The sequence below is a fragment of the Corynebacterium casei LMG S-19264 genome, from assembly GCF_000550785.1.
Classification (GTDB): Bacteria; Actinomycetota; Actinomycetes; order Mycobacteriales; family Mycobacteriaceae; genus Corynebacterium; species Corynebacterium casei.
Genome location: NZ_CP004350.1, coordinates 485,323 through 510,312, shown reverse-complemented (window position 1 = coordinate 510,312; position 24,990 = coordinate 485,323). Strand labels below are relative to the sequence as shown.

The window sequence follows — 24,990 nt, the reverse complement described above, 5'->3', positions numbered from 1 at the left end:
CTCCTATTTTTTCTTCGACTTTGAGAAGTACACAAAGACCACGCCTGCGATAACCAACATCACAAGGCCCGGCAGCACCCAAGCAATAACGCCAATGCCCTCTGAAGCACTGCTACCTTGTTCGCTGTCCTCAAGGGAATCTGCCGCAGCATCATCGGCTTCTACATCTTCGGAGTCTTCGGCTGGTGCTTCAGAATCGGAATCTGCGGAGGCTGCAGTAAAGGTTGGGCCGGGTTGTGCTTCGCCGTCTACTAGTGCTGCGAGTGAGTAGCGGGCGGTGTGTTGTTCACCGTCGCCGACTTCTTCATTGCCGCTGTTGGACATCCGTTGGTAGTTTACCGCGATGTATTGGTCGCCGTCTTGGTACAAGCGGCCGGTGCTACTGTCACCCTCTTCCATGTTGCGGTAGTTCAGGGGCGCGGCATGGCCGAAGACCTTGGGATCATCATTATTGAGCTGCACGTTTTCCGAAGGCAGCACCGGTTGACGGGCTTCGTTATAGACGTTAACCACCAGCTGGTCCACGGAGATACCGCTCCCGCGCTCAACATCCGTGCCATCATTTTGAATGGCTGCGGCAAGACGCTGACCATATTCCACAGGCACCTTGTAAAAGTGCGTTTCACCCGGAACAATATCGGCGCTCACGCCCTGCTCATTGCCATCGGGCAGCTCAGCTGCATCATCAAACCAAGTACCAGGTGCAGCGGTCTCGGTGTTTTCCGGAATGCTGACTTCACCAAGTTCAGATTCGGCTTCAGGGTCTGGTACCTCACTGACGTCCTCACCGGCAAAGCGGGTGATTTTCAGTTCCATCGGGATATCTTGGCCTTCAAGATAATTGCCAACGCGCGAGATAGAAAAGTCCACGTAGCCATCTGCACCGCACTCTTCGCCTGCGATCTCACTGATGGCTGCGACTGCCTGCACACCCTGCGCTGAGCTGGAATCAACCTGATTCCAGTCTGAAGCCCGGCATGCAGAGTCCGCGAAATCCAGGCTCATACCGAACCGGGTATCAAACAACCCACCAAAGCTCGGCGGCTGAACGGTCAGACCTGAAATGGCCAGGCGCTCGCCTTCTTCTACTGGAATGCGCCAGTGCTGGGCAGGGCTGTTGATTTCATTAAGTGCTGCACCTGGATCATGCAGCGGTGAGGAGAAAGCCTCCACGTCCGCGGGCACTTCCGTTGGCGCGGTTTCACTATCGGAGCCTTCGTATTCTTCCAAGTCTGACTCATACGCGTTGATTGAGCGTGTGTGCAGCACCCGCATGGATTCAGCCAAGCTATCAGCATCATTGGCATCCAGGTACTGACCGCCGCCCGCTTCAGCTATGCACTCAAGCTCGGCGCGCGCTTCACCATCAACTAAGAAGCCCACGGTGTTGATGATCAGGTCAATGCCTTGATCATGTAGTTCTTTCGCCACATCACAGACCGGTGGTGGCGCGCAGGTATCAATGCCGTCTGACACCAGCACCACGTTGCGCGCGCCTTCTTCAGGAAGTTCATCAGCAGCCTGGCGCAAGGCTGGTCCCATCGGGGTGTAGCCGGAGGCCTCAATGCCATCGACTTCCCCGCGGATATCATCCAGCTGCCCGCTGGCTAGCGGCGCCAGGGTGGTCACATCTTCACAGCCGGCCTCGCGCTCTTCCGGCGCATTGGAAGTCCCCGTGCCGTAGGTGATGAATCCAAGTTCAGAATCCTCCGGAACGCCATCCAGGAAGGTGTGCGTTGCTTCCTTGGCGGTGTCCATGCGGGTCTGCCCGCCAGCATCGGTTTCCCCCATGGAGCCAGACGCGTCAAGGATGAGCATGGTTGGAGGTACGTTATTTTCCCCGGCTTCTTGCGACTCCTGCGCCATCGCAATTGGCGCGCTGGTTGCGGCAAGCCCAAGGACCGTCAGAATGCCTGCTACTACTTTGCCTGTGCCCATGCCACCCTAGAGTATCCAGCTGTTAATCACCTCACAACAGGCTGACCTGCATGGAAAATTAACACCAGGTGAACAACCGCAGGTCACCGGCTGGGAAAATTATTTTGAATTCAATACCGAATAGCATTCACGAACGCGATTAAACCACCAGTCGCGGCGCTCAGCGGGCGCAACGAGCGCTTCCAGCCGATCTAATTCGGCGGCGATAGGCGCTGCGGGCAGGGCGCCACCCACAAGCTGGCGCGGTGCCGCCACATCTTCCAAGAACAATGAGCCCGTAGCAAGCCCCGCAGCGGATGGAATTACATCAATATCTTCATCGTCATAAATCTTCGGCAGTGCCGCCACGGTTGCCAAACCCATGGAAATACCAACGGCCGTATCCAGCGCGGAGGCAACAGTGACATCCATGTGCCGCGCGCGCAGGTTGCGCGCAATCTCCAGGGTCTTGCGCACACCGCCTAAGGGAGCAGGCTTGACGATTGCCACGTCTGCCGCCTGCAACTCCGCCACCCGGTAGGGGTCATTGGCCTTACGAATGGATTCATCCGCGGCAACGCGCACAAACAATCCGTTGCGCATGAGCTGACTGCGTACCTCAGCGAGCTCCTCAGCTGTCCGGCATGGCTGCTCCATGTAATCCAGCGGCATCATTTCTTTTGCCGCTGCAATGGCCTCCTCCACGCTCCAGCCGCCGTTGGCATCAACCCGAATAATGGGAGACAAACTCGGGTTATGCTCACTCGCATATTCGCGCACGGCGTTAACCCGCGCGATATCGTCGTGCAGGCTTTGTCCTGGCTCAGCCACCTTTACTTTCCAGGTGCGCACGCCTGGGTATCGGTTCATTAATTCCGGCACTTGCTCTGCCGCAACCGCTGGGATGGTGCCGTTGACTTCGACTCTGTCTCGCACCAGTTCGGGGAAACCTTCGTAAGCTGCTTCCAGACCTGCGGCTAGCCACGACGCGGATTCTTGCGGACCATATTCCACAAATGGTGAGAACTCGCCCCAGCCTGCCGGGCCATCAATCAGTAGTGCTTCACGCGTGGTGATTCCGCGGAATTTTACGGCCAGTGGAAGCGCGACAACGTGCGCGCGGTCTAGGATATCGTCGATCTGCATGCTGCCTAGTTTAGCCGGCGACTAGATTAGAGTGCATGACTGCAACCCGAACTTATAGCACTGACAACCCTTTCGATGCCTCCCAGTGGCGCACAGTGGAAGGTTTTTCCGACCTCACTGACATCACTTACCACCGCCACGTGGGTGAAGGCCGCGCGAACGGCATCGTGCGTATCGCGTTTGACCGCCCTGAGGTCCGCAATGCTTTCCGTCCGCACACCGTGGATGAGCTCTACCACGTGCTCGGCCATGCGCGCCGCACCCCGGATGTGGGCACCGTGCTGCTGACCGGCAATGGTCCAAGTGAAAAAGATGGCGGCTGGGCATTTTGCTCTGGTGGCGACCAGCGTATCCGTGGCCGCTCCGGCTACCGCTACGCCGATGGTGAAACCGCCGATACTGTTGATGCCGCCCGTGAAAAGGTGGAAGGCGGCCGCCTGCACATCTTGGAAGTACAACGCCTGATTCGCACCATGCCGAAGGTTGTCATCGCCGTGGTCAATGGTTGGGCCGCCGGCGGCGGGCACTCCCTGCACGTGGTCTGTGATCTGACCATCGCATCACGCCAGGAAGCCGCTTTCAAGCAGACCGACGCCGATGTCGGATCCTTCGACGCCGGCTACGGCTCTGCCTACCTGGCAAAGATGGTTGGCCAAAAGTACGCCCGCGAGATCTTCTTCCTAGGCCGCACCTACTCCGCTGAGCGCATGCAGCAGATGGGCGCGGTTAACATCGTGGCCGACCACAAGGATATTGAGCAAGAAGCTATCGATGCCGCCCGCGAAATCAACACCAAGTCCCCCACCGCGCAGCGCATGCTGAAGTTCGCTTTCAACCTCACCGACGACGGCCTCATGGGCCAGCAAGTCTTCGCCGGCGAAGCCACCCGCCTCGCCTACATGACCGACGAAGCCGTCGAAGGCCGCGACTCCTTCCTCCAAAAGCGCGACCCTAACTGGGAAGAGTTCCCGTACTACTACTAAGAAACGGATTCTCCATCTTTGCAGCCACGGTCGTGAATCGGCACTAGCAGGTGCGCACTCCTAGCTCCTTCTCAGCCAAGGATCTCGTCCATTCGGAACCGAATTGCCCACTTTAGTGGGCAATTTTTCAAACCATAGTCTTTGTCAAGTTCTGACTTTCAAAAAAGGCGAAAACTAATCAGACAAACCAGCCAACAAAACAACTGGTAGATGAAAGATTTTCGAAAAACAACAGCCCCGAGCAATTGCTCGGGGCTGTGGGGTAAAGTGCACCGACCTACATCGACGCTCTACTTCCAAAGATACCATCGAATTCTATGAAAACAAAGGCTGAAATAGACAGAATGCTCGGCGCGGCTCGCTTCATACGATATCTCAACGCCGCCGACCAGAACCTTGAAAAAGCGATTCAACTTTATCGATGGAATACCCAGCTAGCCGGCGCAATCCATTCCCAGCTTTCACACTTTGAAGTCCTGACCCGAAATTCAATGGACCTTGTGCTTCAGGAATGGAATTACCAGGCCTGCGGATACCGAGATTGGTCTCTCGAACACCAGACAGGCGAGCTCCTTCATGAGATGTTCAAGAGACCCCTCGCTCAAGCTCGGCGACGGGCGGCGAACGCATCCAAGCATCGAACAAGCGGACATCGCCGTAAAAATGCGCCACTCACTCATGACGATGTAATCGCCCAATTGTCACTTGGAAATTGGGCAAATCTTCTGGGTGAAGCACTCCCGGCTCATAGACAACGGGCTCAGGTTCTCTGGCAGGAAGGGCTTCACAAAGCTTTTCCTCGAATTCAAAACTCTGACGCTTCCCGCAAAGAAATAGGCAAGAGAATTGAACGCCTTACACGACTACGAAATCGCGTTTCACATCAAGAGAATTTGCTTGAAACTAATATAAGGCATCGCCTAAACGACATGCTTTCTGTACTTCAGGCAATCGATAACACCTACCCAGCATGGGCAATTACAGGCAGCCAATTGCGCCAAGTTGCACAACACGATCCACGCAGGAGCTGGAAATAATGCATCCCCTTCACTCCAGCTTCACTCTGCTGCAATTCACTCATTTGAAATTAGTTAAAGGTTTAAGTTGATGCGACAACATGAGTGGTTTACACTTCCCTCATGCTTAATTTAACTTCAAGCTTTAAGTCACCGGTTGAGTCCGCAGGACTTCTCATTGCACGTATCATCCTCGGTTCTGTCCTCATTGCCCATGGCTGGCAGAAGTTCAACGAATGGACTATTGCAGGCACCACCGAAGCATTCAACGGCATGGGCGTTCCCGCCGCAGGCATTGCCGCTCCTATTGCTTCCGTCGTCGAGCTCGTCGGCGGCATCCTAATCCTCATTGGCCTTATCACCCGCATTGCTGCAGGTCTTGTAGTTCTGCAGATGATTGGCGCTGGTATCTGGGGTGGACACTTCGCCTCCGGCGTCATGATTGACGGCAACGGGTGGGAGCTGGTCATGACCATCGCTGCCGGCGCAGTCATCTTCCTTACCGCAGGTCCTGGCCAGTACGCCGCAGACCGCTTCATTTTCAAGAACAAGGAAGCATCAGTTAAGACCCCTGTAGCTGCTTAGCTTCCAGTCAATCACCTGGAATCAAACTAGCGCTATATATCTTCAACCGCACTTCAGTCGACACCTTCGGGTGTCGGCTTTCGACGTTTTCGATTCGGTTTGGCGCCCATGTTTCCCCGCGTTGGTACCCGCTTGCTGAATTCGCGCATTGCGGATGCTTCCAGAGCTGGACTAATTGAATATTTCGGCACGAGCCGATTGGGAAGGCGTTAGGCTTCACAGAAAGCTTTTAATCAGCTCTGCAGCCCTGCAACCCTGAACAAAGATTGAAGGACTTCATGAGCTCACACGCATTGACCACCCCTCCGACTGATGAACTTCGTGAATTCTTTACAGACCGATTCGTATCGGAAGGCGCTGAGCTGGACCACGTTTCGCGGGATGAGTCACGTTATAGCCCTGAAGGCACAGCACTCGCTGCAGTCTTCCCTGAAACAACGGAGGAAGTATCCACGGCACTTCAGTGGGCTAATCGCAATGGAGTGACAGTTTCGGTGCGTGGAACTGGTACGGGCTTGAGTGGTGGTGCGCTCGCTTATGCTGATGGACTCGTCATCTCTTTGGAGCGCATGAACCAGATCGATTGGATCGACCCGGTGAACCGACTCTCTAAGGTCCAAGCCGGAGTTATCAACGCCAGGCTGAATCAGGCAGCGGCTGAGCACGATCTCTTCTTCGCCCCCGATCCAGCCAGTGCTGAAATCTCCACCATCGGCGGCAACATCGCAACAAATGCCGGTGGGCTTCGCTGTGTTAGCCACGGAGTTACGCGTGATTCAGTAGCTTCGCTCGAGGTTGTTCTCGCCGACGGCAGTATCCTGCACACCGGTGCGCGGACAATAAAGAATGTTGTGGGCTTGGACTTGACCAGCTTGTTCGTCGGTTCGGAGGGAACGCTCGGTGTGGTCACTAGCGCTACCGTTCGGCTCAAACCAATTGCACCTGGAACTCCGCGCGTGTTCCGCGCCAGCTTCGACTCGATCGAGGATGCCGGGCGCGCGGTGACAGCTATCGTGAACGGCGCACAGAAGCCAGAAGTTTTGGAGCTTTTGGATGCCCGCAGCGTGCAAATCATCGAGCAATACAAGCCATCTGGCCTCCCAGCAAACGGCAGTGCATTGCTCATCGGCCAGTTCACCGGACTGCACGCAGAGGCATCTGCCACCGAGACCACCCAGCTATGCCGCGAATTTGGCGCCACCGAAGCCATCATCGCCGAAGGTGACAGCCTGTTGGAAGCACGCCGCTTGGCCAATCCCGCTCTCAGCGCGAAGGGACTGCGAGTTTCCTGCGATGTCGCGGTACCAATTGGCGAACTCGCCACCATCTTTCATGGCATCGACGAGATTTCGGCCGCACGCGGATTGGAAGTTTCAGTCGTTGCCCACGCCGGTGACGGCAACCTGCACCCCACTGTTGAAGCCGATGACACTCCAGAAGGCTATGCCGCAGCAGAAGTCGTCATCGACGACATCACCCGCCTTGCTCTCAAACTGGGAGGAACTATCAGCGGCGAACACGGCATTGGAATGGTCAAACAGGCTGAATTGCCATTGCAAATAGACAGCGCAACCCGCCATGCCCAGCAACTGATTAAGAACGCTCTGGATCCAAAGAACATTTTGACCCCAGGGCGTGGCATTTAATCCACAAAATCACCCCAATCCTCATCCCCTTCTTCATCAGAAAGCTGGATGAATTCGTGAATAGCTTGAGGCCATGAATCGGGCACGCTCCCGTACATTTCCGGACTGCCGTCTGGGTCAATATAAACACCGGGTAATCCCTTGGTATGGCCATCCCCCTCTGGCCGAACTAACCACCCATCGTTGTGCATCCTTTCGGCATAGACCCACACAAAGTCCGGATAATATTTATTGGCAATTTCTAACGCTTGCTTCTCGTTCATTGGAATCCCCTCGGCCCGTTATTGATGATCGCGAGTTTAGTCAGCGATAGCCCGCACGGTGATTTCGTGGGCAGCGACTTCGGCAAGGGCAAAGGGTTTCCCGCCATCGACTTTGATGTGAAGAAGGCCGGCGAGTGGGGCTTCGACAACTTCGATGGTGGCTCCGGGACGCATGTTTTGGGTGGCTAGAAAGCGCAGGAGCTCCGGATCGGAGTCGTTGACTTGTTCCATGATGACTTCTTGGCCAGCGCTGATGCCCGCGAGGGTGCAGGTGGATAGGGGGTCCGTGGTGCCATCGGCAAGCGGGATGGGATCCCCGTGCGGGTCGCGCTTGGGGTAATCCAAGTGGGCATCAAGGCGGGCAATAAAGCGGTCAGAGCAAGCGTGTTCAAGCACGTCTGCTTCCTCATGCACCTCATCCCAGGTATAACCCAACGTGGTGACCAGGAAAGATTCCAGCAGACGGTGACGGCGGGCAACCTGCCGCGCCAGGTCCCGGCCCAGGTCCGTCAGCGTCACGCCGCGGTAGCGCTCATGAACAACTAGGTCTTTGGCCGCCAGGCGCTTGACTGCTTCGGATGCGGTGGGCAGTTTCTGATCCAAGGCGGCAGCCAAGTCCCCCAACGCGAGGGGAAGGTTAACCCCGGAGCGCTCCTCATGATTGAACAATTCCTTGAGGTAATCCTGGGTGCGCTCAGGTAAATCTGTCACGTGCATACCCCCATCGTAGACAAAGCGTTTTAAATATTAATCTTCATCCGTATGCTTTCGATTGTTCAACCCATTGAACCTAGATTTTCAAGGATGGAAATGAAACGACTTTTTCTTGGACTCACAGCCGTTGGCGCTGTGTGTGCATTGACAGCTTGTTCCACTGACTCGGGAGTTGGCCCCGGCGCAAGTGCCGATGGGAATGCAGATGGCTCCGGTGAATCGCTCAGCATCTTTGCTACCACTGGTTACCTGGCGGATGCGGCAAAGAACATCGCGTCGGATGCAGATGTGTTCACCATGGTTGGGCCAGGCGGCGATCCGCATACCTACCAGCCGTCCACCAAGGACATCGAAAAGATGCAAGACGCGGACCTGGTGCTGTGGAATGGCCTGCACTTAGAAGCCCAGATGATCACCCAGTTGGAGTCTTTGGGTGACAAGCAGCTAGCCGTTGGTGACCAGCTTGATACCGCTGACCTGTTGACATGGCCGGAAGAAGGCGCTGGCGGCGAGCAGCTCTATGACCCACACATCTGGAATTCGCCGGAGCTGTGGACTGAGGTTGTGGACCTCATCGGTGACAAGCTCAGCGAGGTTGACGCAGACAACGCCGATACCTATGCAGCGAATGCTGATTCCTACGGCGATGAAATTGACGCGGCCGCTAAAGAAGCATCCGCGGTGCTGGAAGGTGTCTCCACTCGCACTCTGATTACCGGCCATGATGCCTTCAATTACTTTGGCAAGACCTTTGACTTTGAGGTGCACGCAACGGACTTTGTCAGCACCGAAGCAGCCAAGTCGCCACAAGAGATATCCCAGTTAGCTGACTTGATTGCGGATGAGGAAGTGCCGGTTATCTTCCAGGACAACCAAGCGAATCCGCAGGCAATCACCTCCTTGAGTGAGGCCGTGGACTCCCGCGGTTGGACGGTGGAAGTCTCCGATGAAGAGCTCTTCGCTGACACCTTGGGCCCAACGGCACCAACTGATACCTACTTGGGCGCGTTCAAGCACAACGCCGAAACCGTGGAAGCAGGCTTGAGCAAATGATTGATATCGCAGGTCTTTCAGTCAGCTATGGTTCCAATCGCGTACTCAGTGGGATCTCCACCCATGTGCGCCGCGGGAGAATCACCGGGCTAGTCGGGGCCAACGGTTCCGGGAAGTCCACGCTGGTTAAAGCAGCAGTGGGTTTGGTTCGGGCGGAGCCCGGCGCGCAGGTGCTTTTCGATAGTCAGTCTTTAGACGCTTTCCGGCGTCGCCTGGGATATATGCCGCAGCAAGCTGACTTAGATTGGTCCTTCCCCGCAATCGTCGAAGACCTTGCACTCATGGGTCTTAGCGCACGACTGCCGTGGTACCGGTGGCCCGGCAAAGCTGAGAAGCAGGCAGCGCATCGCGCGCTGGAGCGCACCGGTGCTGCTGACTTGGCGCGCCGTCCGATTGCCGCGCTTTCTGGTGGTCAGCGTCAACGCGTACTGTTGGCACGCACTTTGGCCACCGAGCCGGACTTGTTGATTTTGGATGAGCCTTTCGCCGGAGTCGACGCGGCTAGCCAAGACGCCATCGTTGCCGTGCTGCGTGAACTACGCGATAGCGGCGTGACGGTGTTGTTGGTTCACCACAACCTGGCGGAAGTCGCCACCTACTGTGATGACGTCATTTTGCTGGGACCAGAGGGCATCATCGCTAGTGGCCCCACTGCTGAAACCTTGACTGATTCAGCCATCTCCCAACTTTTCTCCCTCCCCCGTTGATATCTGTGATGAATCCACTCGAACTTCTCACGGACTACACATACTCCCAAGCATTATGGGGCACGGTCATCATCGGCCTGTGCGCCGGCGCATTAGGACCCCTGGTTCTGGTGCAGCGCCAAGCGCTTATCGCTGATGCCATCGCGCACTCCAGCCTGCCCGGGTTACTCGGTGTCTTCCTCATCTGCACCTGGCTCGGGTTTGATGGCCGCAATCCCCTGCTGCTGATAGTGGGCTCCGTGGTCACCGGCCTCACCGCGGTGGCAATAATCTCTGCGATAACGCAGCGCACCATCATTCATCGTGATGCTGCAATGGCTGCGACTTTAACGACTTTCTTCTCACTCGGCATGCTGTTACTCCAGTACATTTCCCGCAATCCACTACCCGGCAAAGCCGGCATCCAGGATTACCTGCTGGGAAATGCCTCGACCCTGACCCGCGCCGATGTGAGATCCGCACTTGTCATTGGCGGCGGCGTACTGCTTATCCTTTCGTTGGTACACCTTAAGCAGTCCGCTGTCGTCTTTGACGCCCCTTTCGCCCAACTCGCGGGCATCAAAATAAATATCATCCGCGCCATGGGCTTTATTGCCCTGGTCGCCACCACCGTCATCGGCGTCAAAGTCGTTGGCGTGGTGCTCATGGTCGCAGTGGTTATCGCCCCGGCGATTGCCGCGCGCCAATGGACGCACCGTCTGATTCCATTCATTGTGTGCGCCAGCCTCATCGGTGGACTTTCTGCTGCGATTGGTTCTTATCTTTCCATCGCCGTTGGCAATACCGCGCTCGGCGCAATCCCCACTGGCCCGGCTATTGTGCTGGTCCAGGCACTTATCGCCGCGGTTTCTCTAGCGTTATCAAAGGTGCGTGCTTAACATGACTCTTGCACTCAGTGCCTGCTTATTAGCTATTACCACGGCTCTTGCCTGCGCGATTCCCGGGGTATTCGTGGTGCTTAAACGCGATTCGATGCTTATCGATGGCATCGGACACGCCGTCTTACCCGGCATCGCCGTGGGCTACATGTTCACAGCTGACCTCAACTCCCCGTGGTTGTTGCTCACCGCCGCGCTCGGTGGATTGATGGTGGCGCTGCTGACCGAATGGATTGGCCGCTCAGGGCTTATCACCAATGACGCAGCACTCGGATTAATCTTCCCGGCACTGTTTGCCGCCGGCATTATCCTGATTTCTACTCACCTCTCGCACGTGCACTTGGACGTGCACGCCGTCTTGGTGGGTGATCTCAACCTGGTGGCCTTTTCTAATCCGGGATACAGCCTGGTCATGCTAGTTGTTGCCATCGTCAACGCCGCCTTTATCCTGCTGTGCATGCCGCGGCTGACCACCGCGACCTTCGATTCAGGGTTCTCCCGCGTTGCCGGTATCCGCACCCGCGGGCTGCACACCATATTTATTGCACTTGTTGCTGCCACCGCCACCGCTGCCTTCCATGCGGCCGGCGCCATGCTGGTCATCGCGCTGATGGTCTTCCCGGCTATCTGCGCGCGACTTCTCAGCAACCGGGTTCCCACCATGCTCGCCGTTGCCTGCGGTGTTGCACTGTGCGGTGCGCCGATTGGTTTCTGGCTGGCTTATCACGCCAATGCTTCGACCTCAGCGTTCATGGCAGTTGCCTATGCCGGAATCTTCATCCTTATTCTTGGGTTTCGTTTTCTTATCAGCCCACGTCGCAGAAGTAAAAGCAGCTGAAAGCTGACTAAGATTTAGCTCCGTGCCCAATGTTCTACGTCCTTTACCTGTCTCCCCCTCCAACCCGCTTGCCATCCTCCCTGATTTAGAGATGGCTATTACCGGGCGTTATTCCTTGCTGCCTTTGCCTGCGAATGACACCACTAAATCCACGCTGCTGAAAAACTCGCAGCGGGCCGGGCAAGAAATCGACTCTAGCGTTGCCCTAGTGGTGCCCACTTCCGGTTCCACGGGCACACCCAAGGGCGCGCAGTTAACCGCGCAGAATCTTATTGCCAGCGCGGATGCCACCTATCAACGCTTAGGCGGCATGGGGCACTGGCTACTCGCCATGCCCGCGCACCACATCGCAGGGCTGCAGGTGCTCATCCGTTCCATGGTGGCAGGGGTTGAGCCTTTGGCTATCGATGTCAGCCGCGGCTTTAACATCGATGAATTCGCCGGCGCGACCCGCGAGCTCAAAGAAACTGGTGAACGCACCTATACCTCGCTCGCTCCGATGCAGCTGGCTAAGGCCACGGACTCAAACAACGGCGTCGAGGCCCTGCAAACCTATGACGCCATCTTGGTCGGCGGTGCAGCTACCAACCCGCAGTTGTTGGACGCTGCAACCAAGTTGGGTATCAACATCGTGACCACCTACGGCTCATCGGAGACCGCCGGCGGCTGCGTCTATGACGGCGTTGCGCTGCCCGGAACGGAAATCCGCGTGGACGGCGGCCGCATCCATTTGGGCGGGCCGACCATCGCGCATGGCTACCGCAATGCACCAGGACATGAAGCATTCGCCGAACCCGGCTGGTTCCAAACTTCCGATGGCGGTGTCCTGAAGGCCGGCGTGCTCACGGTGACCGGCCGGTTAGACAACATCATTGACTCCGGCGGGCTTAAGCTGCACCCGGAGGTATTAGAAACCGCGATGCTCAAAGTCGCTGGCGTTGACCAAGCTTGCGTGGTGGGCACACCGCACCCACGCCTCGGCCAAGCAATCGTTGCAGCCTATACCGGCTGGGCGTCCATGCCGGATATTCTCGAGTCCCTCGAAGAGACAGATATCCCCCGCTGGCAGCTGCCCAAAGAACTCAAGCGCCTTCCGGAGATGCCCGTAACGGGTCCTGGCAAAGTCGACCGCCAGGCGGTGTTGAAACTCTTTGGGCGATAAGCCAATCTCACAACGTGGACACGCCACAGGCCGTAAAGTTGAGTCCCATGAGGACAAACCGACACTTTGGCTATGACTTTTTCACCCACACCATCCAGGTTCCTTGGGATCCTTTCACTGCCCCGGATGGTGATACTTTTGAGCTTTTCGCACGCGAAATTGTGGCGCCGGACAAGCACGATGCCCCAGCAATAGTCTATTTGCAGGGTGGCCCGGGCTCCCCTGCCCCACGCCCGGTCAATGACTCCGGCGTGATCGGCGAGATGCTCAAAGAATTCCGCGTCATCTTGTTGGACCAGCGCGGCACGGGTAATTCACACCGCATTGATTCGGCGAATCCTGCCGATGTTAAGCGATTGAATTTGCTGCGCCAGGAGTACATCGTTGAAGACGCTGAGGCGCTGCGCAAGCACCTGAACCTGGACAAGTGGTCACTGTTTGGCCAGTCGTTCGGTGGTTTCTGCATCACCTCTTATCTCTCCCGCCACCCAGAATCCGTGGAGCACGCCTATCTCACGGGAGGTTTGCCCACCCTTGATGCGCCCGTGGATGATTTGTACCGCACCACTTTTGCCAAGCTGCAGGTGCGCCACGATCGTTTCTACCGCGAGTACCCCTGGGTTGAGGACCGCATCCGCGAAATCGCAGCCCACCTGGATGAGTCGGATGAAACCCTGCCCACGGGTGAGCGCCTTTCTTCGAGCCGATTCCGCACCATCGGCATCAATTTAGGCCGCGGAGTGGGCTTTCATTCGCTGGCTTATTTGCTGGAAAACCCTTTCCACACGACCGGCGGCGAGAAGCGTTTGCGCACGGACTTTTTGGCTAATGTGGGCGCGCAGGTCTCTTTTGAGGGCAACCCGCTGTATGCCTCTATTCATGAGTCCATCTACGGCGGTGTCGGCGGACAAGCTGCCACCAATTGGTCAGCGCACCGCATGCGCGAGGAAATCGCCGGCTTTGAAGAAAACCTAGATCCACGCACCGCGGAAAAGTTCTACCTCACCGGCGAGCACATCTTCCCGTGGCAATTCGACGAAGACCCCGCGCTCATCCCGGTCAAAGACTCAGCGATGGCCGCAGCCGCCCACGAGTGGAGCACCTCTCCTTATGACGCCGCAGTGCTTGCCGATGCCCCCATCTCCGCTGCCGAAATCTACCTCGACGACATCTACGTGCCGTTTGTATACTCCCTCGATACCGCAAACGCCTATGGCGATCTGCGCAAGGAAGTTACCAACATGTTCCAGCACGATGGCATTGGCCACGATGGCGCCGGCATCTTCCAGCGCCTGCGCGGTTTGATTGAAGACCACTAGAAAAAGGACTTTTGAGCCGTAAATCCTCCACTACTTCCGGTTCAAAAGTCCTTCATTTTTGCCATTTCATAATCCGCTTAGCGCATTAAGCGCCTTGTCCTTCAGCGGCTGCCTGCACTGCGGCCTTGACGGCTGGGGCGACGCTTGGGTCGATTGCCTGTGGCACGATTTTGCCTACGGCGAGGTCTTCTGCGGCGATGGCGGCGATGGCATCGGCAGCAGCAAGCTTCATCTCCGGGGTGATCTTCTTCACCTTTGCAGCCAGTGCACCGGCGAAGATACCTGGGAATGCCAGGACGTTGTTGATCTGGTTTGGCAGATCGGAACGGCCGGTTGCCACAATCGCGCCGTACTTCTGTGACAGAGCAGGGTCGATTTCAGGGGTTGGGTTTGCCAGGGGTGAACAGGATTGGACCTGGCGCCATCAGCTTCAAAGCATCTTCGCCGATGCTGCCGCCGGAAACGCCGATGAACAGCTCAGCGCCGGTAAAGGCCTCATTGATGCCACCAGTGACGCCGCGTGGGTCGGTCTTTGTAGCAAGCGCGGCCTTGACCTCAGACAGGTCAGTGCGGGACTCGTGGATGACACCGCGAGAGTCCAGGACGATGATGTCGGTGGCACCAGCTTTCTTGAGCATGTCCACGGCAGCGACACCTGCAGCACCTGCGCCGGAGATGACAATCTTTAAGCCCTTGAGCTCACGCTCAACCAGCTTGAGTACACTCTTCAGGGCCGCGAGGATGACCACGGCGGTGCCGTGCTGGTCATCGTGCATCACTGGGATGTCCAGGCGCTCAATCAGACGGTGTTCTACCTCAAAACAACGCGGCGCAGAGACATCTTCCAGGTTGATAGCACCGAAGGATAGTGCGATTGCGGCGATGGTTTCCACCAGCTGATCAACGTCCTGGGTATCCAAAACGATTGGAACGGACTTCAAACCAGCAAACGCGCTGAACAGCTGCGCCTTGCCCTCCATAACGGGCAGGGATGCCTGCGGTCCGATGTCGCCCAAGCCCAGAACTGCGGAACCGTCGGAGATGACAGCAACGGTGTTGCCAACGCCAGTGTGGGTGCGGGCAACCTCTGGGGCTTCAGCAATTGCTTCACACACCTTGGCAACACCCGGGGTGTACGCCAAGGAGAGGTCACGCAGGTCGCGCAGCGGACGAGTGGATCCGATGGACAGCTTGCCGCCTTCGTGCGCGTCGAAGATTTCTTCTTCAGTCAGGTTCTGAGTGTTTCGCTGTAATGTTGCGGTCTTGAAGTATCGCCTAGCTTCTCTTTGAGTCGAGAGTAGTTTCTAATCCGAAAAGAATAGCCAAATCTATTGCCTAATAGGAAGTACGATCTGCGAACATTTGTGAATTTTGCGCTGACCATTGTTGCTAGCTTTGCAAGCCTACGATTCACAGTGAACATAAATAACGAAGGCCACTTCCCTTGCTGGGATTTTCGCGAGCGGAAGTGGCCTAAAATATGCGCTTTGCAGCGCATCTAGTTCAGCTAGCCCAGTAGCACTAGCGCAGTAGTACTAGCGCAGTAGTGGGCGCGACCAGAGCGCGAGCACCAGCGTGGACGCCAGGGACAGACCGGCCATGATCCATAGGGTGCCGGCGGTCCAGGAGGTATCGACAGCCAAGGCACCCAATGCCGCGCCGGAAGCGATACCCACCTGGTAGGTCACCACGTACAGCGAGGATGCTGCATCCGGGTTATCACGCGCCGCGTGCAGGAAAATGGTCGTGCCCAGCGTTGGCAACGCGCCATAAGCGCCGCCAAAGACGGTGATAGCGAGGAACACGATGACCACGGACACCACGCCTTCTAAGCCGAAGGCGAGCTGGCCCAAAATGGCGGCGATGACAAAGAGCGTGGTGGTGTGCACACTGCCGCGCAGCATGCGGCGATCCACCGTGCGGGTTGCCACGGTAACGCCCACCAGCCCGAGCGCACCGAATGCAAAGAGACCAGCAGAAACGAAGCCATCGCCGGCGGTTTCCGCGATGATGAGGCCGAGGTAAGTGTAGGCGGCGAAGACACCGGTGACCGCGAGCATCAAGAAAATCACCAGGGAGATAAGGCCCCACGGCAGTTTCTTCTTAGCCTTTGCAGCGGTTTCCTTGGGCAGCGGCGGCAAGGACGGCACGGTTGGAACCAGAACTGCGACGGCTGCGATAGTCAGCACGCCCAACAGCCAGGTCGCAGGACGCCAGCCGATAAGCTCACCAATCCAGGTTGCCAGCGGCGATCCGACCACCAATGCCATTGTGGAACCGACGGAGACAACACCCACGGCCTTGCCCGTATTCCCCGGTGACATGCGCGCGGCCATCGGGCCCACCAGCGCCCAGAAGACACCGTGGGTTAGCGCCGCGATGATGCGGCCGACAGCCAGCATTGCGTAACTGACGGTCAGCGCCTGAATCACAATGCCGGCGGCCAAAAAGCCCAGGGTAATCAGGAAGATGGTGCGCTTATTAAAACGCGCGAGCCACATCATCGCCGGGATTGTCACAATCGCGACCACTGAGGCATAGACCGTCATCAGCAAACCAATGCGTGACTCAGAGACATCCAAGTCACGGGCCATGGGGCGAATAAGGCCCACGGCAAACATTTCAAAAGTGACGTAGACGAATGCCGCGAAGCTCATCGCTGTCAAAGGAACAATGGGGAAGCGTGCTTCAGTTGCGTTGGAGGTGCTCATGGGTACGCGCCTTCCTTTGAACGGGCCTAAAAGGGCAGGGTGATTGGGAGTCAATCGGTATGACTCAAGTCTTGGGGCGGCTATGTCCTAACAAACGGTAGACCTCTTGTGGGAATTCAACTAGTTCAGAGACCGAATTGCCCCAGTTGAGTTAGCAATTTAACTCCCCTTGCAACCAAGCCACCTACGCCACTGTTGCTATTTGGCCATTGCGGCGGTGATTTTTACATCGTGAGACAATGGACGCTATGTCTAGTGCTAAAAATTGGCTCGAGGGCGCGCGCCCACACACCTGGGCGAATGCATTCGCCCCTGTCTTGGCTGGTAGCGGTGCTGCCGCAGCCATCGGTGGGTTCCACTTCGGGCGAGCGTTGCTGGCGCTCATTGTGGCTTGGGCGCTAATTATTGGCGTGAACTTTGCCAATGATTACTCCGACGGTATCCGCGGCACTGATGATGACCGCTCCGGGCCGCAGCGTCTCACCGGCGGTGGTCTGGCTAAGCCGCAGCACGTTAAGTTCGCTGCTTTCGGATGCTTTGCCGTCGCAGGTGTTGCCGGCATCTGGTTGTCCCTGGCAGCTGGCGCATGGTGGTTCATCCTCATCGGCGCACTCTGTATCGCCGGCGCATGGTTTTATACCGGCGGCAAGAACCCTTATGGCTACCGCGGCCTGGGCGAAGTCGCAGTCTTTGTGTTCTTTGGCCTAGTCGCAGTACTTGGCACCCAGTTCACGCAGGCGGGCACGTTGTCCTTTACCGGCTTACTGCTTGCACTTGGTATCGGCGGTATGAGCGCCGCGGTGAACCTGGCCAACAATATTCGTGACATTCCCTCAGACTCACAGACCGGCAAGATCACCTTGGCCGTGCGCCTGGGGGACGGACGTTCCCGCACCTTGTTCACCATTTTGCTGGCGCTGCCCGTGGCGTACACACTGCTTATCGCCATTGGTTCCTGGGCTGCGCTGATTGGTCTGGTGTACATTCCGTTTGCGCTGACCTCAGTGCGCATTATCAATAAGGGGGCACGCGGCCCGGAGCTCATTCCGGTGCTGGGACTAACGGGCCGCGCCATGTTGATATGGGCCGTGACCACCGCTCTTGCTGTAGCGCTGGTGTAGTCCATGCTGGGAGTAATCACCGGATTCACCATCATCTTGGCCGTCATTTTTACCGGCTGGATGTTGGCGCGCACCAAGGTTATTCGCTCTAATTCAGAGCGGTTGATGTTCAACCGGGTGGCCTTCTATGCCGCTACCCCAGCATTGCTTTTCGATGCCGTCTCCACCTCCGACCCAGAGAACTTCCTCACCCCGGTCACGCTGGTTATCAGCTTGGCCACGATTTTGGTGTCGGTAGTTTATGCCATTTTCTTCTTCCGCCAAGGCGCGGCTGGGGTGGGAATCGGCGCGGCATCGGCAAGCTATTTCAACTCCGTCAATATTGGCCTGCCGGTGAGCATCTACGTCATTGGCGATGCCACCCATGTTGTGCCCATCATGCTGCTTCAGATGATGGTGTTTACCCCGGTCATCCTGGGCATGCTCGGCGGCGGCTCTTTTTGGGGTGCGGTCAAGACTGGCCTACTCAACCCCGTTGTGCTGGCGTCAATTGCTGGTTTCATCGTGGCCGTTATGGGCTGGGAAGTCCCAGCGCCTGTGGCCGAACCCATCGCGCTGTTGGGAGGCGCGTCCATTCCGATGGTGCTGATGAGCTTTGGTGCATCCATTTCCGGTTCGGGCGTACTCTCCGATGCAAAGTCTCGCCCTGCGGTTCTTACCGCCACGGCACTCAAGCTCGTCGGCATGCCGCTGGCAGGCTTTGCCATGGCAACCTTGCTGGGCTTAGAGGCCGACCTGGTCTACGCCTGCACCATCTTGTGCGCGCTGCCCACCGCGCAAAACGTCTACAACTTCGCCGCCACCTTTGAACGGGGACAAACCATCGCGCGTGACACCGTGTTCATCACAACATTCGCATCCCTTCCGGTGATGCTGCTTATCGCGCTACTGTTTGGACGATAGATTCACCCGCTGTATCCCACCAAGGAAACCCTCGTGTCTGCAGAACCCCGCGTACCGCGCGCGAAAAAGCCCACCGCTAAGTCCCGCAAGGGTACGGAAGCAATTGCTGCCACTGTTGAGAACAAGCTGGTGCGCAGGCTGAAGGCTGCGGCGAAAAGCGGTGAGCTGGAACTAGACAGAGCGTGGATGGGTGTCTCTTTAGGCTCTGCTGAATTTGATGAGAAAACCAACACCGCTACTTTCGCGGTGCGGCTTTTTGATTTGTCTAGATACCACTGGAAGTTGGACCTGGAAACCCGCAAGGTCACCGGCGTGCATCTCAATCTCAACCGCATTACGGAAAAAGAGAATTACGACTATGGGTTAATGCGCCACGTACCTGGCACCGATATTTGGGTGCGCACGCTGCCGCTAAGCCCTACCTACTGCGGCGCCTATAGCTTCAGTTTGCTCACTGACGATGATGAAGCCGCCGAGATACCGCGCCAGCCGGGGCCGCCTCGGCACCCGCGTACGGACCGCGCAGTAGTGTCTGGGGTTTCTTTATCCACCAATTTGGATGTGGATGAGGAAGGCCGCGGCATTTCCCTTATCTCAGGTCCGCTTGCACCATCCCAAGACCATTGGCACGGCAGGGATAGAAAGCTGCGTGGTGAGGTTCGTACCACTTACCTGGAGGACTCTGGGCTGAAGATTTTCGCCTACCTGCCCACGCATTTAAGTAAGGAAGAGCCTGACGCACAGCCGTGCAGGTTGCTTACGCTTTTCGATGCCGAAACCTGGTTCTTTAAACACGACCTCCCCCGCGCGTTAGAAAACGCGATGGGTGATGGAATGGAGCCGGTCGCGGTGCTGGGCATTGTTAACCACAATAATGAACACCGCTTGGAGCAGTTAAAAGCCAATGCGGAGTTCTTAGAAGATGTGGGCACCGCGGGTGAGGACTGGATTCGCCAGCAAGCAGAAGATGCCGGGATTGTTCTTGCACCAGCAGCCAACCTCATTGCTGGGCAGTCCCTCGGCGGGCTTTCGGCGCTGTATGCCGGCATCCGCCACCAGGAGCGATATTCCACCATCATTGCGCAGTCACCGTCTTTGTGGTGGAGTCCCGAACCAGGCAGTACGCCGCGTGATTTGGCCCGGCCGACGCATGGCTGGCTCACGGAGCAGTATTACCAGGCAAAGGCCAAAGCACTTCCCCAACACGTTGTCATTGACGTTGGCGTACGCGAAGGCGCGATGGTGAACAAAGCGCACATGCTAGCCATGGCGCTGAAGGCACGAGATATTAAGCACGAGCTGCATGTCCATGACGGCGGGCATGACTGGGCGTGGTGGCGCGTAGCGCTGCTCGAGCACTTAGGCGCGAAGCCTGAAGCTGGAAGGCTGGAAAGCTAAAAGGTTAGTAATCTTCGTCGCCGTCGGCGCGGCCGGAAAGCTCACGCTGAACCCACGCCTTGTGCTCTTGGCGCTGACGGGAGTATTCCGCGATGGACTCGGTGGCTTCGAGGCGCCACTTGGAGAAAATCAACATCGACAGTGGCAGGGCTACGAACAACGCCAATAGTGCGGTGAATACCAGCGGGATTGGTGCGTCAATGAGCACCGCCAGGGTTTGAATGACCACGGTTAGACCGATAAAGAGGCCAAGGCGGGCGAGGCCGTATTTGATAACTGCGCGGCGCGATTTCGCGCGGAGTTCTGGGTCTGGAATTGGTGCTTGATCATCCACAGGCACTTAGTTTACCTCCTTAGATTCCCGCCCCGTATCATGGGCTGTATGGGTCGGATAATATTACTGCTACTGATTATCGCTGCTGTTATTTTGGTCTGGAAAGCCTTTGGTCCAAGCTCTTGGAAGCGCAAATCCCAGGCCGTACAGCAGCAACCTAAGCGTGAGATTAAAGGCCCTGATGATGACGAAGACTTCCTGTGGAATCTCGAAAAAGAAGCCTTCAAACAACGCCGGGCTCGGGAGCGCGCTGAAGAAGAAAATCGCCGCACCAACCCGAAGAACCTGGATGAACCCAAGAACCCGGATTCAAGTCCGGATGAGTTAGACGGCGATGAAAAATAAGCCAGCTAATCTGCAGATTTCTAGGCGCCTTGTTTCTAGGCACCTTTTTAAGCGCCAGACTTTCTAGGCACCAAAGCTAAGTCGAAGTTCAGTGCCTGGGCGACAGCAATGACTTTCTCCCAGCGCACGCCTTCCCCACCATGCTCGATGGTGTGCAGCGTGGAGCGCGAGACACCCACCGTTTTAGCGAGGTCTTGCTGCACGATGCCGCATTCACGGCGGCGCTGCGCAAGCTCGTTTCCGAGCTCAACTAACGTGTGGTTGTCACTTGCGGGCTTGCCTTGCTTATTGCGAGTTGGATTGACCATGTAAGTTAATTCAGTCCAGCGTAGGAATGGAGGCCAGAGACCACCATATTGATGAAGAACAAATTAAAGATCATCGTAGCCAACGCAACAATATTGATCCACGGCGCAAACTTCGCCCAGGATGGTGTCGCACGTGCGTGCAGGTAAGCAGCGTACAAAATCCAGGTAGCAAAGGACACGGTTTCCTTCGGGTCCCAGCCCCAGAAACGACCCCAAGCGGCTTCCGCCCAAATAGCGCCAAGCACAATACCCAGACCGAGTGTTGGCAGGGTAACCACGGCAACGCGGTAGGCCATCTGGTCCAGCTTCTTTTCTGACGGCAGTGGCTTTGCCATTGCGCCGAAGAAGCCCTTTTCCTGGCCCTTTGGCTGCGAGCGACGCAGCAGGTGCAGGACAGAAGCGATACCGGAGACGATGCCTAAGGAACCACCTAGAGAGACGATGGTGACATGTACTGGCAACCAGTAGGATTGCAGCGCTGGTACCACTGGCGCGGACTCAGCATAAAGCTTGGTGGAGCCGTAGAACATCAACGCCAACATCGGGGTCAACAGCCATGGCCACAGGGTGCGCCATTCCTTGCGCTGCATCGCGATCATGACCGCCAACATCGCACCGAAGGTAATCATCATCATGTACTCATACAGATTGCCCAGCGGGAAGCGGTTGACCGCCAAGCCACGCAACACAATCGATGCCAGGTGCAAGACCAGGGCCACCCACAACAGTGACTGCGTCATGCCGCCCAGGCGATCTACCTTGGATTCCTGCGCAGCAATATCTGACTCTGATCCATTACCGATCGGCCTTGACGTGGAGTCAACGCCGGAAGCATCGTCTTCGACGATATCGGAGCTGCCAGCAGCAGAACCGTTCGCAGCAACGGTTGCCTTCGCCTTCGACGCGGCGGCTTTTGCTTCGGAGTGCTGACGGCGGGCATCAATCACGCCGTTGAGACGGCCGTAATAAATGAGGGACAAAACCAACGCGACTGCATAAACAACAAATGCTGTTTGAAACGCAATGTCTGAGAAGTTGGATAGATTCTGATTAACCGGCATCAATTTCTTACCTATCGGAGTTAGACCACTAAAAAGCAGCTTATATGCACAACACCCTACTACTTTTGTTCATCCCAAACCAACTTTTGGAGGATTAGTGTGATGCTGTGAATCATTATGGTGCAAGGGCTATTAGTCCTCGGTAAATAGCGCGTCTTCCTCGACTTCATCGGGGTCCGGAAGTTCCAGAAGATCGCGGTAGAGCTCATCAAACTCTTCCGACCAACCAGCACGGTCCGTGCGGGCTAGGCCGGCCATTTCAATGGACGTGCCCTTGTCATCGCCAAGCGGGCGCAGGCGAATCCAAATGCGGCGGCGCTTAATCACCAGCGAGAAGACCAAGGAAATCAACATCGTCATCGCAGAAACCAAGACCCACTTTTGGGTTGGGTCATAAGAAATCTGGAAGTTGGCAAACTCATTAGCGCCGTTGAAGGTCACCGTGGTGCCATCATCAAGCGTGACCGATTCATCCATGGTCAGATTGACGCGGTCAATGCGCTGCAGCTGGCCCGAGTGCACCAGTGAAGAGTCCAAATCAAAGATGGACTGCGCGGTACCGGTATCCAGGCCAGCGTCACCACGGTAGATATCCACCGCCATCGCAGGGTCCATCATGGATGGGAAGCTGGAGGTCAACAACTCATTGTTCTCGCCATCCCAGCTAGCCGTAGGCGCGAACAGGCCCTGGATAGCCAACTGATTTTGGCGACGCTCATACAAATCTGGGTACATGCCTGCTGGTGGGTCAAAGCGCATCACACCAGAAGACAAGAAGAAGGTTGGGTCATCCGGGCGGAACTGCACGGTCTGCGTACGGGTTTCACCATTGGGCCACTCCACCGTAATGGTTGGCGCAAAGCCGTGACCCTGCAGGTAAATACGGTTGTTGTCCGTACGCAGAGGGTGGTTGACCTTCAGCTCATAGTCATCCCAGGTCTCAGGATCAGTGAAGATGTCTTCGCCCTCGGCATAGGAGACGTTGGAGGTAAACATTTCTGCCTGGCCGTTCGGCAGGTAGTCACCCACAAAGTCATGGGCTTGGAAGCAGAAATCGTGCAACCCGGTGCCATCGAAAAGAGCACCTGCACGGAAGCTGTCATAGTTAGACAACGAGGTATTACAGAACTCTGTGGACTGCTCCAGATCGGAAGAGCCGGTATTGGTCACCACAATGACCTGGCCTTCGTAGTACACCAGGCGGCCAAAGGCCACGGTGACCAAGACAGCCACGAGAGAGACGTGGAAAATCAGGTTCGCCAATTCACGGCCATAACCGCGCTCCGCGGAGAACGCGAAAGCGCCCGCGCGGTCTTCTTCCGGCTGAAATTCTGAAACGCGCCACTTCTTCAGCTTAGTTTTCACCTGCGCGTACATCTCATCAAAGCTGCGCTCAGTCTCACCCTCCGCGTGCATCTGCATGCGGTTGAAGTTGCGCGGCGCACGAGTTGGTTCTGTCTTCCACGCCTTGTAGTGATCCCAGGAACGCGGAATGATGCAGCCCACCAAGGAGATGGTCAGTAGCACAAAGATGGCCGTAAACCAGGTGGAGTTGAAGACATCAAACAGCTGCAGCTTGTCATAGATTTCTGCAACGCGGCCGTTGGAGGCGATGAACTCATTGACGTTGGTTTCATTCAAGTCGCGCTGCGGCAGCAGCGAGCCGGGGATGGCAGCGAGTGCGAGCAAGAACAGCAATGCGAGTGCGGTGCGCATGCTGGTGAGCCAGTGCCAGGCACGGCGAAGCCAAGTACCAATTTTCTTCATGGCGGGGACAGTCTCCTATTTCTACGCTTAAATCAGCGTCATGCCGTATTCGACGGTCCATTGACGAACCCAGTTGATGAAGTATGCCCACGCGCCAGAGGTGAGCAGGACACCAACGATGATCATGGTGATACCACCAATGATTTGAATCTTGCGGGAGTGCTTGCGCATCCATTCAATGCTGCGCATCGCACGGGCTGAGCTCAGTGCAACCAGCAAGAATGGCAAGCCCAGACCCAGGCAGTAACCGATGACCAAGATGGTTCCGCGCGCGGCCGTCATGCCTTCGGTTCCTGCTGAAACGGAAATGATGGCGGCCAGCGTTGGACCCAAACAAGGGGTCCAACCCAGTGCAAACACACCGCCCAGCAAGGGCGCACCAAGCCAGTTCGTCCAGCGCTTTGGTGCCATGCGCGTGTCATTTTGCATAAAGCCAATGCCGCCCATGAACACAATGCCCATCAAGATGGTGATGATGCCGCCGACGCGCATGAGCATCTCAGCGTTTAGCGTCAACATCGAAATTGCACCGAAGACAGACACTGTAGCCAGCACGAATACGACGGTAAAGCCCAAGATAAACAGCAGTGCCGCACCAACCACGGCCCATTGGCGTTGCTTGGTCACCACGGGGCTGTTGCCCTTGAATTCCACCTGGCCGCCGACAAGGCCTGCCAAGTAGGACATGTAGCCCGGTACCAGTGGCACCACGCATGGCGATGCAAAAGACACCAAGCCGGCGGCAGCGGCTGCCAAGATGCCTAAGAGCAGCGGGCCGCTAGCGGCCATGTCTGCGAAGGCGGTTCCGATATCAG

24 protein-coding genes and 1 pseudogene are annotated in these 24,990 nt (G+C 56.7%); 14 read left to right on the top strand and 11 right to left on the bottom strand.

Annotated features, from left to right (window positions below):
• Positions 1–3: 3 nt before the first annotated feature.
• Together CCASEI_RS02505 and CCASEI_RS02500 are read right to left on the bottom strand one after the other, a co-directional pair.
• Positions 4–1,938: a vWA domain-containing protein gene (locus CCASEI_RS02505; RefSeq protein WP_006823176.1), complete on the bottom strand. Its 1,935-nt coding sequence runs from the start codon at positions 1,936–1,938 to the stop codon at positions 4–6.
• 99 nt (positions 1,939–2,037) lie between these two features.
• On the bottom strand, positions 2,038–3,063 hold the full coding sequence (locus tag CCASEI_RS02500) for an o-succinylbenzoate synthase (RefSeq protein WP_006823175.1): 1,026 nt from the start codon (positions 3,061–3,063) through the stop codon (positions 2,038–2,040).
• Positions 3,064–3,098: 35 nt separating this feature from the next.
• On the opposite strand from CCASEI_RS02500, the gene CCASEI_RS02495 reads away from it, so the two are divergent.
• From CCASEI_RS02495 to CCASEI_RS02480, 4 genes are all read left to right on the top strand, one after another.
• On the top strand, positions 3,099–4,046 hold the full coding sequence (locus CCASEI_RS02495; RefSeq protein WP_006823174.1) for a 1,4-dihydroxy-2-naphthoyl-CoA synthase: 948 nt from the start codon (positions 3,099–3,101) through the stop codon (positions 4,044–4,046).
• Between the two features lie 317 nt (positions 4,047–4,363).
• Positions 4,364–5,083 carry an Abi family protein gene (locus tag CCASEI_RS02490; RefSeq protein WP_025387056.1) on the top strand — a complete coding sequence of 240 codons (720 nt, stop codon included), beginning with the start codon at positions 4,364–4,366 and terminating at the stop codon, positions 5,081–5,083.
• Positions 5,084–5,185: 102 nt separating this feature from the next.
• Entirely contained in the window at positions 5,186–5,647 is a 462-nt protein-coding gene (locus CCASEI_RS02485; RefSeq protein ID WP_025387055.1) for a DoxX family protein, read from the top strand.
• A 278-nt stretch (positions 5,648–5,925) separates the two neighbouring features.
• Complete coding sequence (locus CCASEI_RS02480) at positions 5,926–7,293, top strand: FAD-binding oxidoreductase (protein WP_025387054.1); 1,368 nt, start codon at positions 5,926–5,928, stop codon at positions 7,291–7,293.
• Here CCASEI_RS02480 and CCASEI_RS02475 read toward each other — a convergent pair.
• Both CCASEI_RS02475 and CCASEI_RS02470 read right to left on the bottom strand, forming a co-directional pair.
• Positions 7,290–7,556 carry a hypothetical protein gene (locus CCASEI_RS02475; protein ID WP_025387053.1) on the bottom strand — a complete coding sequence of 89 codons (267 nt, stop codon included), beginning with the start codon at positions 7,554–7,556 and terminating at the stop codon, positions 7,290–7,292. The genes CCASEI_RS02480 and CCASEI_RS02475 overlap by 4 nt on opposite strands.
• A 36-nt stretch (positions 7,557–7,592) precedes the next feature.
• Complete coding sequence (locus tag CCASEI_RS02470; RefSeq protein ID WP_025387052.1) at positions 7,593–8,273, bottom strand: metal-dependent transcriptional regulator; 681 nt, start codon at positions 8,271–8,273, stop codon at positions 7,593–7,595.
• 93 nt (positions 8,274–8,366) lie between these two features.
• Here CCASEI_RS02470 and CCASEI_RS02465 point away from each other — a divergent pair, with 93 nt between their 5' ends.
• The 6 genes from CCASEI_RS02465 to CCASEI_RS02440 are packed head-to-tail and all read left to right on the top strand — an operon-like array spanning position 8,367 to position 14,227.
• On the top strand, positions 8,367–9,323 hold the full coding sequence (locus CCASEI_RS02465; RefSeq protein WP_038574364.1) for a metal ABC transporter substrate-binding protein: 957 nt from the start codon (positions 8,367–8,369) through the stop codon (positions 9,321–9,323).
• On the top strand, positions 9,320–10,030 hold the full coding sequence (locus CCASEI_RS02460) for a metal ABC transporter ATP-binding protein (protein WP_006823529.1): 711 nt from the start codon (positions 9,320–9,322) through the stop codon (positions 10,028–10,030). Before CCASEI_RS02465 ends, CCASEI_RS02460 begins: the two co-directional genes overlap by 4 nt.
• An 8-nt stretch (positions 10,031–10,038) precedes the next feature.
• The gene (locus CCASEI_RS02455) at positions 10,039–10,908 is read left to right on the top strand and encodes a metal ABC transporter permease (protein WP_006823530.1); all 870 of its coding nucleotides are present in this window, start codon (positions 10,039–10,041) and stop codon (positions 10,906–10,908) included.
• Position 10,909: 1 nt separating this feature from the next.
• A complete protein-coding gene (locus tag CCASEI_RS02450; protein ID WP_006823531.1) occupies positions 10,910–11,746 on the top strand; it encodes a metal ABC transporter permease in 837 nt (278 codons plus the stop codon).
• 22 nt (positions 11,747–11,768) lie between these two features.
• On the top strand, positions 11,769–12,908 hold the full coding sequence (gene menE, locus CCASEI_RS02445) for an o-succinylbenzoate--CoA ligase (RefSeq protein WP_006823532.1): 1,140 nt from the start codon (positions 11,769–11,771) through the stop codon (positions 12,906–12,908).
• A 47-nt stretch (positions 12,909–12,955) separates the two neighbouring features.
• Positions 12,956–14,227 carry an alpha/beta fold hydrolase gene (locus tag CCASEI_RS02440; RefSeq protein WP_006823533.1) on the top strand — a complete coding sequence of 424 codons (1,272 nt, stop codon included), beginning with the start codon at positions 12,956–12,958 and terminating at the stop codon, positions 14,225–14,227.
• A gap of 85 nt (positions 14,228–14,312) precedes the next feature.
• Here the strand turns inward: CCASEI_RS02440 and CCASEI_RS02435 are convergent.
• Both CCASEI_RS02435 and CCASEI_RS02430 read right to left on the bottom strand, forming a co-directional pair.
• Positions 14,313–15,459, bottom strand: a pseudogene (locus CCASEI_RS02435) (NAD(P)-dependent malic enzyme).
• Positions 15,460–15,762: 303 nt separating this feature from the next.
• Positions 15,763–16,938, bottom strand: a complete 1,176-nt coding sequence (locus CCASEI_RS02430) for an MFS transporter (protein WP_025387050.1) — start codon at positions 16,936–16,938, stop codon at positions 15,763–15,765.
• Between the two features lie 248 nt (positions 16,939–17,186).
• On the opposite strand from CCASEI_RS02430, the gene CCASEI_RS02425 reads away from it, so the two are divergent.
• Genes CCASEI_RS02425 through CCASEI_RS02415 form a run of 3 tightly spaced genes read left to right on the top strand, consistent with a single transcriptional unit; the run spans position 17,187 to position 20,360 of the window.
• On the top strand, positions 17,187–18,059 hold the full coding sequence (locus CCASEI_RS02425; protein ID WP_225868431.1) for a 1,4-dihydroxy-2-naphthoate polyprenyltransferase: 873 nt from the start codon (positions 17,187–17,189) through the stop codon (positions 18,057–18,059).
• 3 nt (positions 18,060–18,062) lie between these two features.
• Positions 18,063–18,962 carry an AEC family transporter gene (locus CCASEI_RS02420; RefSeq protein ID WP_025387048.1) on the top strand — a complete coding sequence of 300 codons (900 nt, stop codon included), beginning with the start codon at positions 18,063–18,065 and terminating at the stop codon, positions 18,960–18,962.
• Positions 18,963–18,995: 33 nt separating this feature from the next.
• The gene (locus CCASEI_RS02415; RefSeq protein ID WP_025387047.1) at positions 18,996–20,360 is read left to right on the top strand and encodes an alpha/beta hydrolase-fold protein; all 1,365 of its coding nucleotides are present in this window, start codon (positions 18,996–18,998) and stop codon (positions 20,358–20,360) included.
• Between the two features lie 4 nt (positions 20,361–20,364).
• Here the strand turns inward: CCASEI_RS02415 and CCASEI_RS02410 are convergent, their stop codons facing one another.
• Positions 20,365–20,694 carry a DUF4229 domain-containing protein gene (locus CCASEI_RS02410; RefSeq protein WP_006823538.1) on the bottom strand — a complete coding sequence of 110 codons (330 nt, stop codon included), beginning with the start codon at positions 20,692–20,694 and terminating at the stop codon, positions 20,365–20,367.
• A gap of 48 nt (positions 20,695–20,742) precedes the next feature.
• Here CCASEI_RS02410 and CCASEI_RS02405 point away from each other — a divergent pair, with 48 nt between their 5' ends.
• Positions 20,743–21,039, top strand: a complete 297-nt coding sequence (locus CCASEI_RS02405; RefSeq protein ID WP_006823539.1) for a hypothetical protein — start codon at positions 20,743–20,745, stop codon at positions 21,037–21,039.
• A 47-nt stretch (positions 21,040–21,086) separates the two neighbouring features.
• On the opposite strand, the gene CCASEI_RS02400 is transcribed toward CCASEI_RS02405, so the two are convergent.
• The 4 genes from CCASEI_RS02400 to CCASEI_RS02385 all read right to left on the bottom strand — a co-directional run bounded on the left by CCASEI_RS02400 (position 21,087) and on the right by CCASEI_RS02385 (position 24,964).
• Positions 21,087–21,347, bottom strand: a complete 261-nt coding sequence (locus CCASEI_RS02400) for a helix-turn-helix transcriptional regulator (RefSeq protein ID WP_006823540.1) — start codon at positions 21,345–21,347, stop codon at positions 21,087–21,089.
• A 5-nt stretch (positions 21,348–21,352) separates the two neighbouring features.
• Positions 21,353–22,408, bottom strand: a complete 1,056-nt coding sequence (gene ccsB, locus CCASEI_RS02395; RefSeq protein WP_025387045.1) for a c-type cytochrome biogenesis protein CcsB — start codon at positions 22,406–22,408, stop codon at positions 21,353–21,355.
• Positions 22,409–22,540: 132 nt separating this feature from the next.
• A complete protein-coding gene (locus tag CCASEI_RS02390) occupies positions 22,541–24,175 on the bottom strand; it encodes a cytochrome c biogenesis protein ResB (protein WP_025387044.1) in 1,635 nt (544 codons plus the stop codon).
• Positions 24,176–24,202: 27 nt separating this feature from the next.
• On the bottom strand, positions 24,203–24,964 hold the full coding sequence (locus tag CCASEI_RS02385) for a cytochrome c biogenesis CcdA family protein (protein WP_051461238.1): 762 nt from the start codon (positions 24,962–24,964) through the stop codon (positions 24,203–24,205).
• Positions 24,965–24,990: the final 26 nt, after the last annotated feature.

What these genes read in the sequence shown, in the direction of transcription:
- CCASEI_RS02505 (WP_006823176.1), bottom strand. Translation starts at nt 1,938, where the DNA reads ATGGGCACAGGCAAAGTAGTAGCAGGCATTCTGACGGTCCTTGGGCTT.
- CCASEI_RS02500 (WP_006823175.1), bottom strand. Translation starts at nt 3,063, where the DNA reads ATGCAGATCGACGATATCCTAGACCGCGCGCACGTTGTCGCGCTTCCA.
- CCASEI_RS02495 (WP_006823174.1), top strand. Translation starts at nt 3,099, where the DNA reads ATGACTGCAACCCGAACTTATAGCACTGACAACCCTTTCGATGCCTCC.
- CCASEI_RS02490 (WP_025387056.1), top strand. Translation starts at nt 4,364, where the DNA reads ATGAAAACAAAGGCTGAAATAGACAGAATGCTCGGCGCGGCTCGCTTC.
- CCASEI_RS02485 (WP_025387055.1), top strand. Translation starts at nt 5,186, where the DNA reads ATGCTTAATTTAACTTCAAGCTTTAAGTCACCGGTTGAGTCCGCAGGA.
- CCASEI_RS02480 (WP_025387054.1), top strand. Translation starts at nt 5,926, where the DNA reads ATGAGCTCACACGCATTGACCACCCCTCCGACTGATGAACTTCGTGAA.
- CCASEI_RS02475 (WP_025387053.1), bottom strand. Translation starts at nt 7,556, where the DNA reads ATGAACGAGAAGCAAGCGTTAGAAATTGCCAATAAATATTATCCGGAC.
- CCASEI_RS02470 (WP_025387052.1), bottom strand. Translation starts at nt 8,273, where the DNA reads ATGCACGTGACAGATTTACCTGAGCGCACCCAGGATTACCTCAAGGAA.
- CCASEI_RS02465 (WP_038574364.1), top strand. Translation starts at nt 8,367, where the DNA reads ATGAAACGACTTTTTCTTGGACTCACAGCCGTTGGCGCTGTGTGTGCA.
- CCASEI_RS02460 (WP_006823529.1), top strand. Translation starts at nt 9,320, where the DNA reads ATGATTGATATCGCAGGTCTTTCAGTCAGCTATGGTTCCAATCGCGTA.
- CCASEI_RS02455 (WP_006823530.1), top strand. Translation starts at nt 10,039, where the DNA reads ATGAATCCACTCGAACTTCTCACGGACTACACATACTCCCAAGCATTA.
- CCASEI_RS02450 (WP_006823531.1), top strand. Translation starts at nt 10,910, where the DNA reads ATGACTCTTGCACTCAGTGCCTGCTTATTAGCTATTACCACGGCTCTT.
- CCASEI_RS02440 (WP_006823533.1), top strand. Translation starts at nt 12,956, where the DNA reads ATGAGGACAAACCGACACTTTGGCTATGACTTTTTCACCCACACCATC.
- CCASEI_RS02430 (WP_025387050.1), bottom strand. Translation starts at nt 16,938, where the DNA reads ATGAGCACCTCCAACGCAACTGAAGCACGCTTCCCCATTGTTCCTTTG.
- CCASEI_RS02425 (WP_225868431.1), top strand. Translation starts at nt 17,187, where the DNA reads ATGTCTAGTGCTAAAAATTGGCTCGAGGGCGCGCGCCCACACACCTGG.
- CCASEI_RS02420 (WP_025387048.1), top strand. Translation starts at nt 18,063, where the DNA reads ATGCTGGGAGTAATCACCGGATTCACCATCATCTTGGCCGTCATTTTT.
- CCASEI_RS02405 (WP_006823539.1), top strand. Translation starts at nt 20,743, where the DNA reads ATGGGTCGGATAATATTACTGCTACTGATTATCGCTGCTGTTATTTTG.
- CCASEI_RS02400 (WP_006823540.1), bottom strand. Translation starts at nt 21,347, where the DNA reads ATGGTCAATCCAACTCGCAATAAGCAAGGCAAGCCCGCAAGTGACAAC.
- ccsB (WP_025387045.1), bottom strand. Translation starts at nt 22,408, where the DNA reads ATGCCGGTTAATCAGAATCTATCCAACTTCTCAGACATTGCGTTTCAA.
- CCASEI_RS02390 (WP_025387044.1), bottom strand. Translation starts at nt 24,175, where the DNA reads ATGAAGAAAATTGGTACTTGGCTTCGCCGTGCCTGGCACTGGCTCACC.
- CCASEI_RS02385 (WP_051461238.1), bottom strand. Translation starts at nt 24,964, where the DNA reads ATGGCCGCTAGCGGCCCGCTGCTCTTAGGCATCTTGGCAGCCGCTGCC.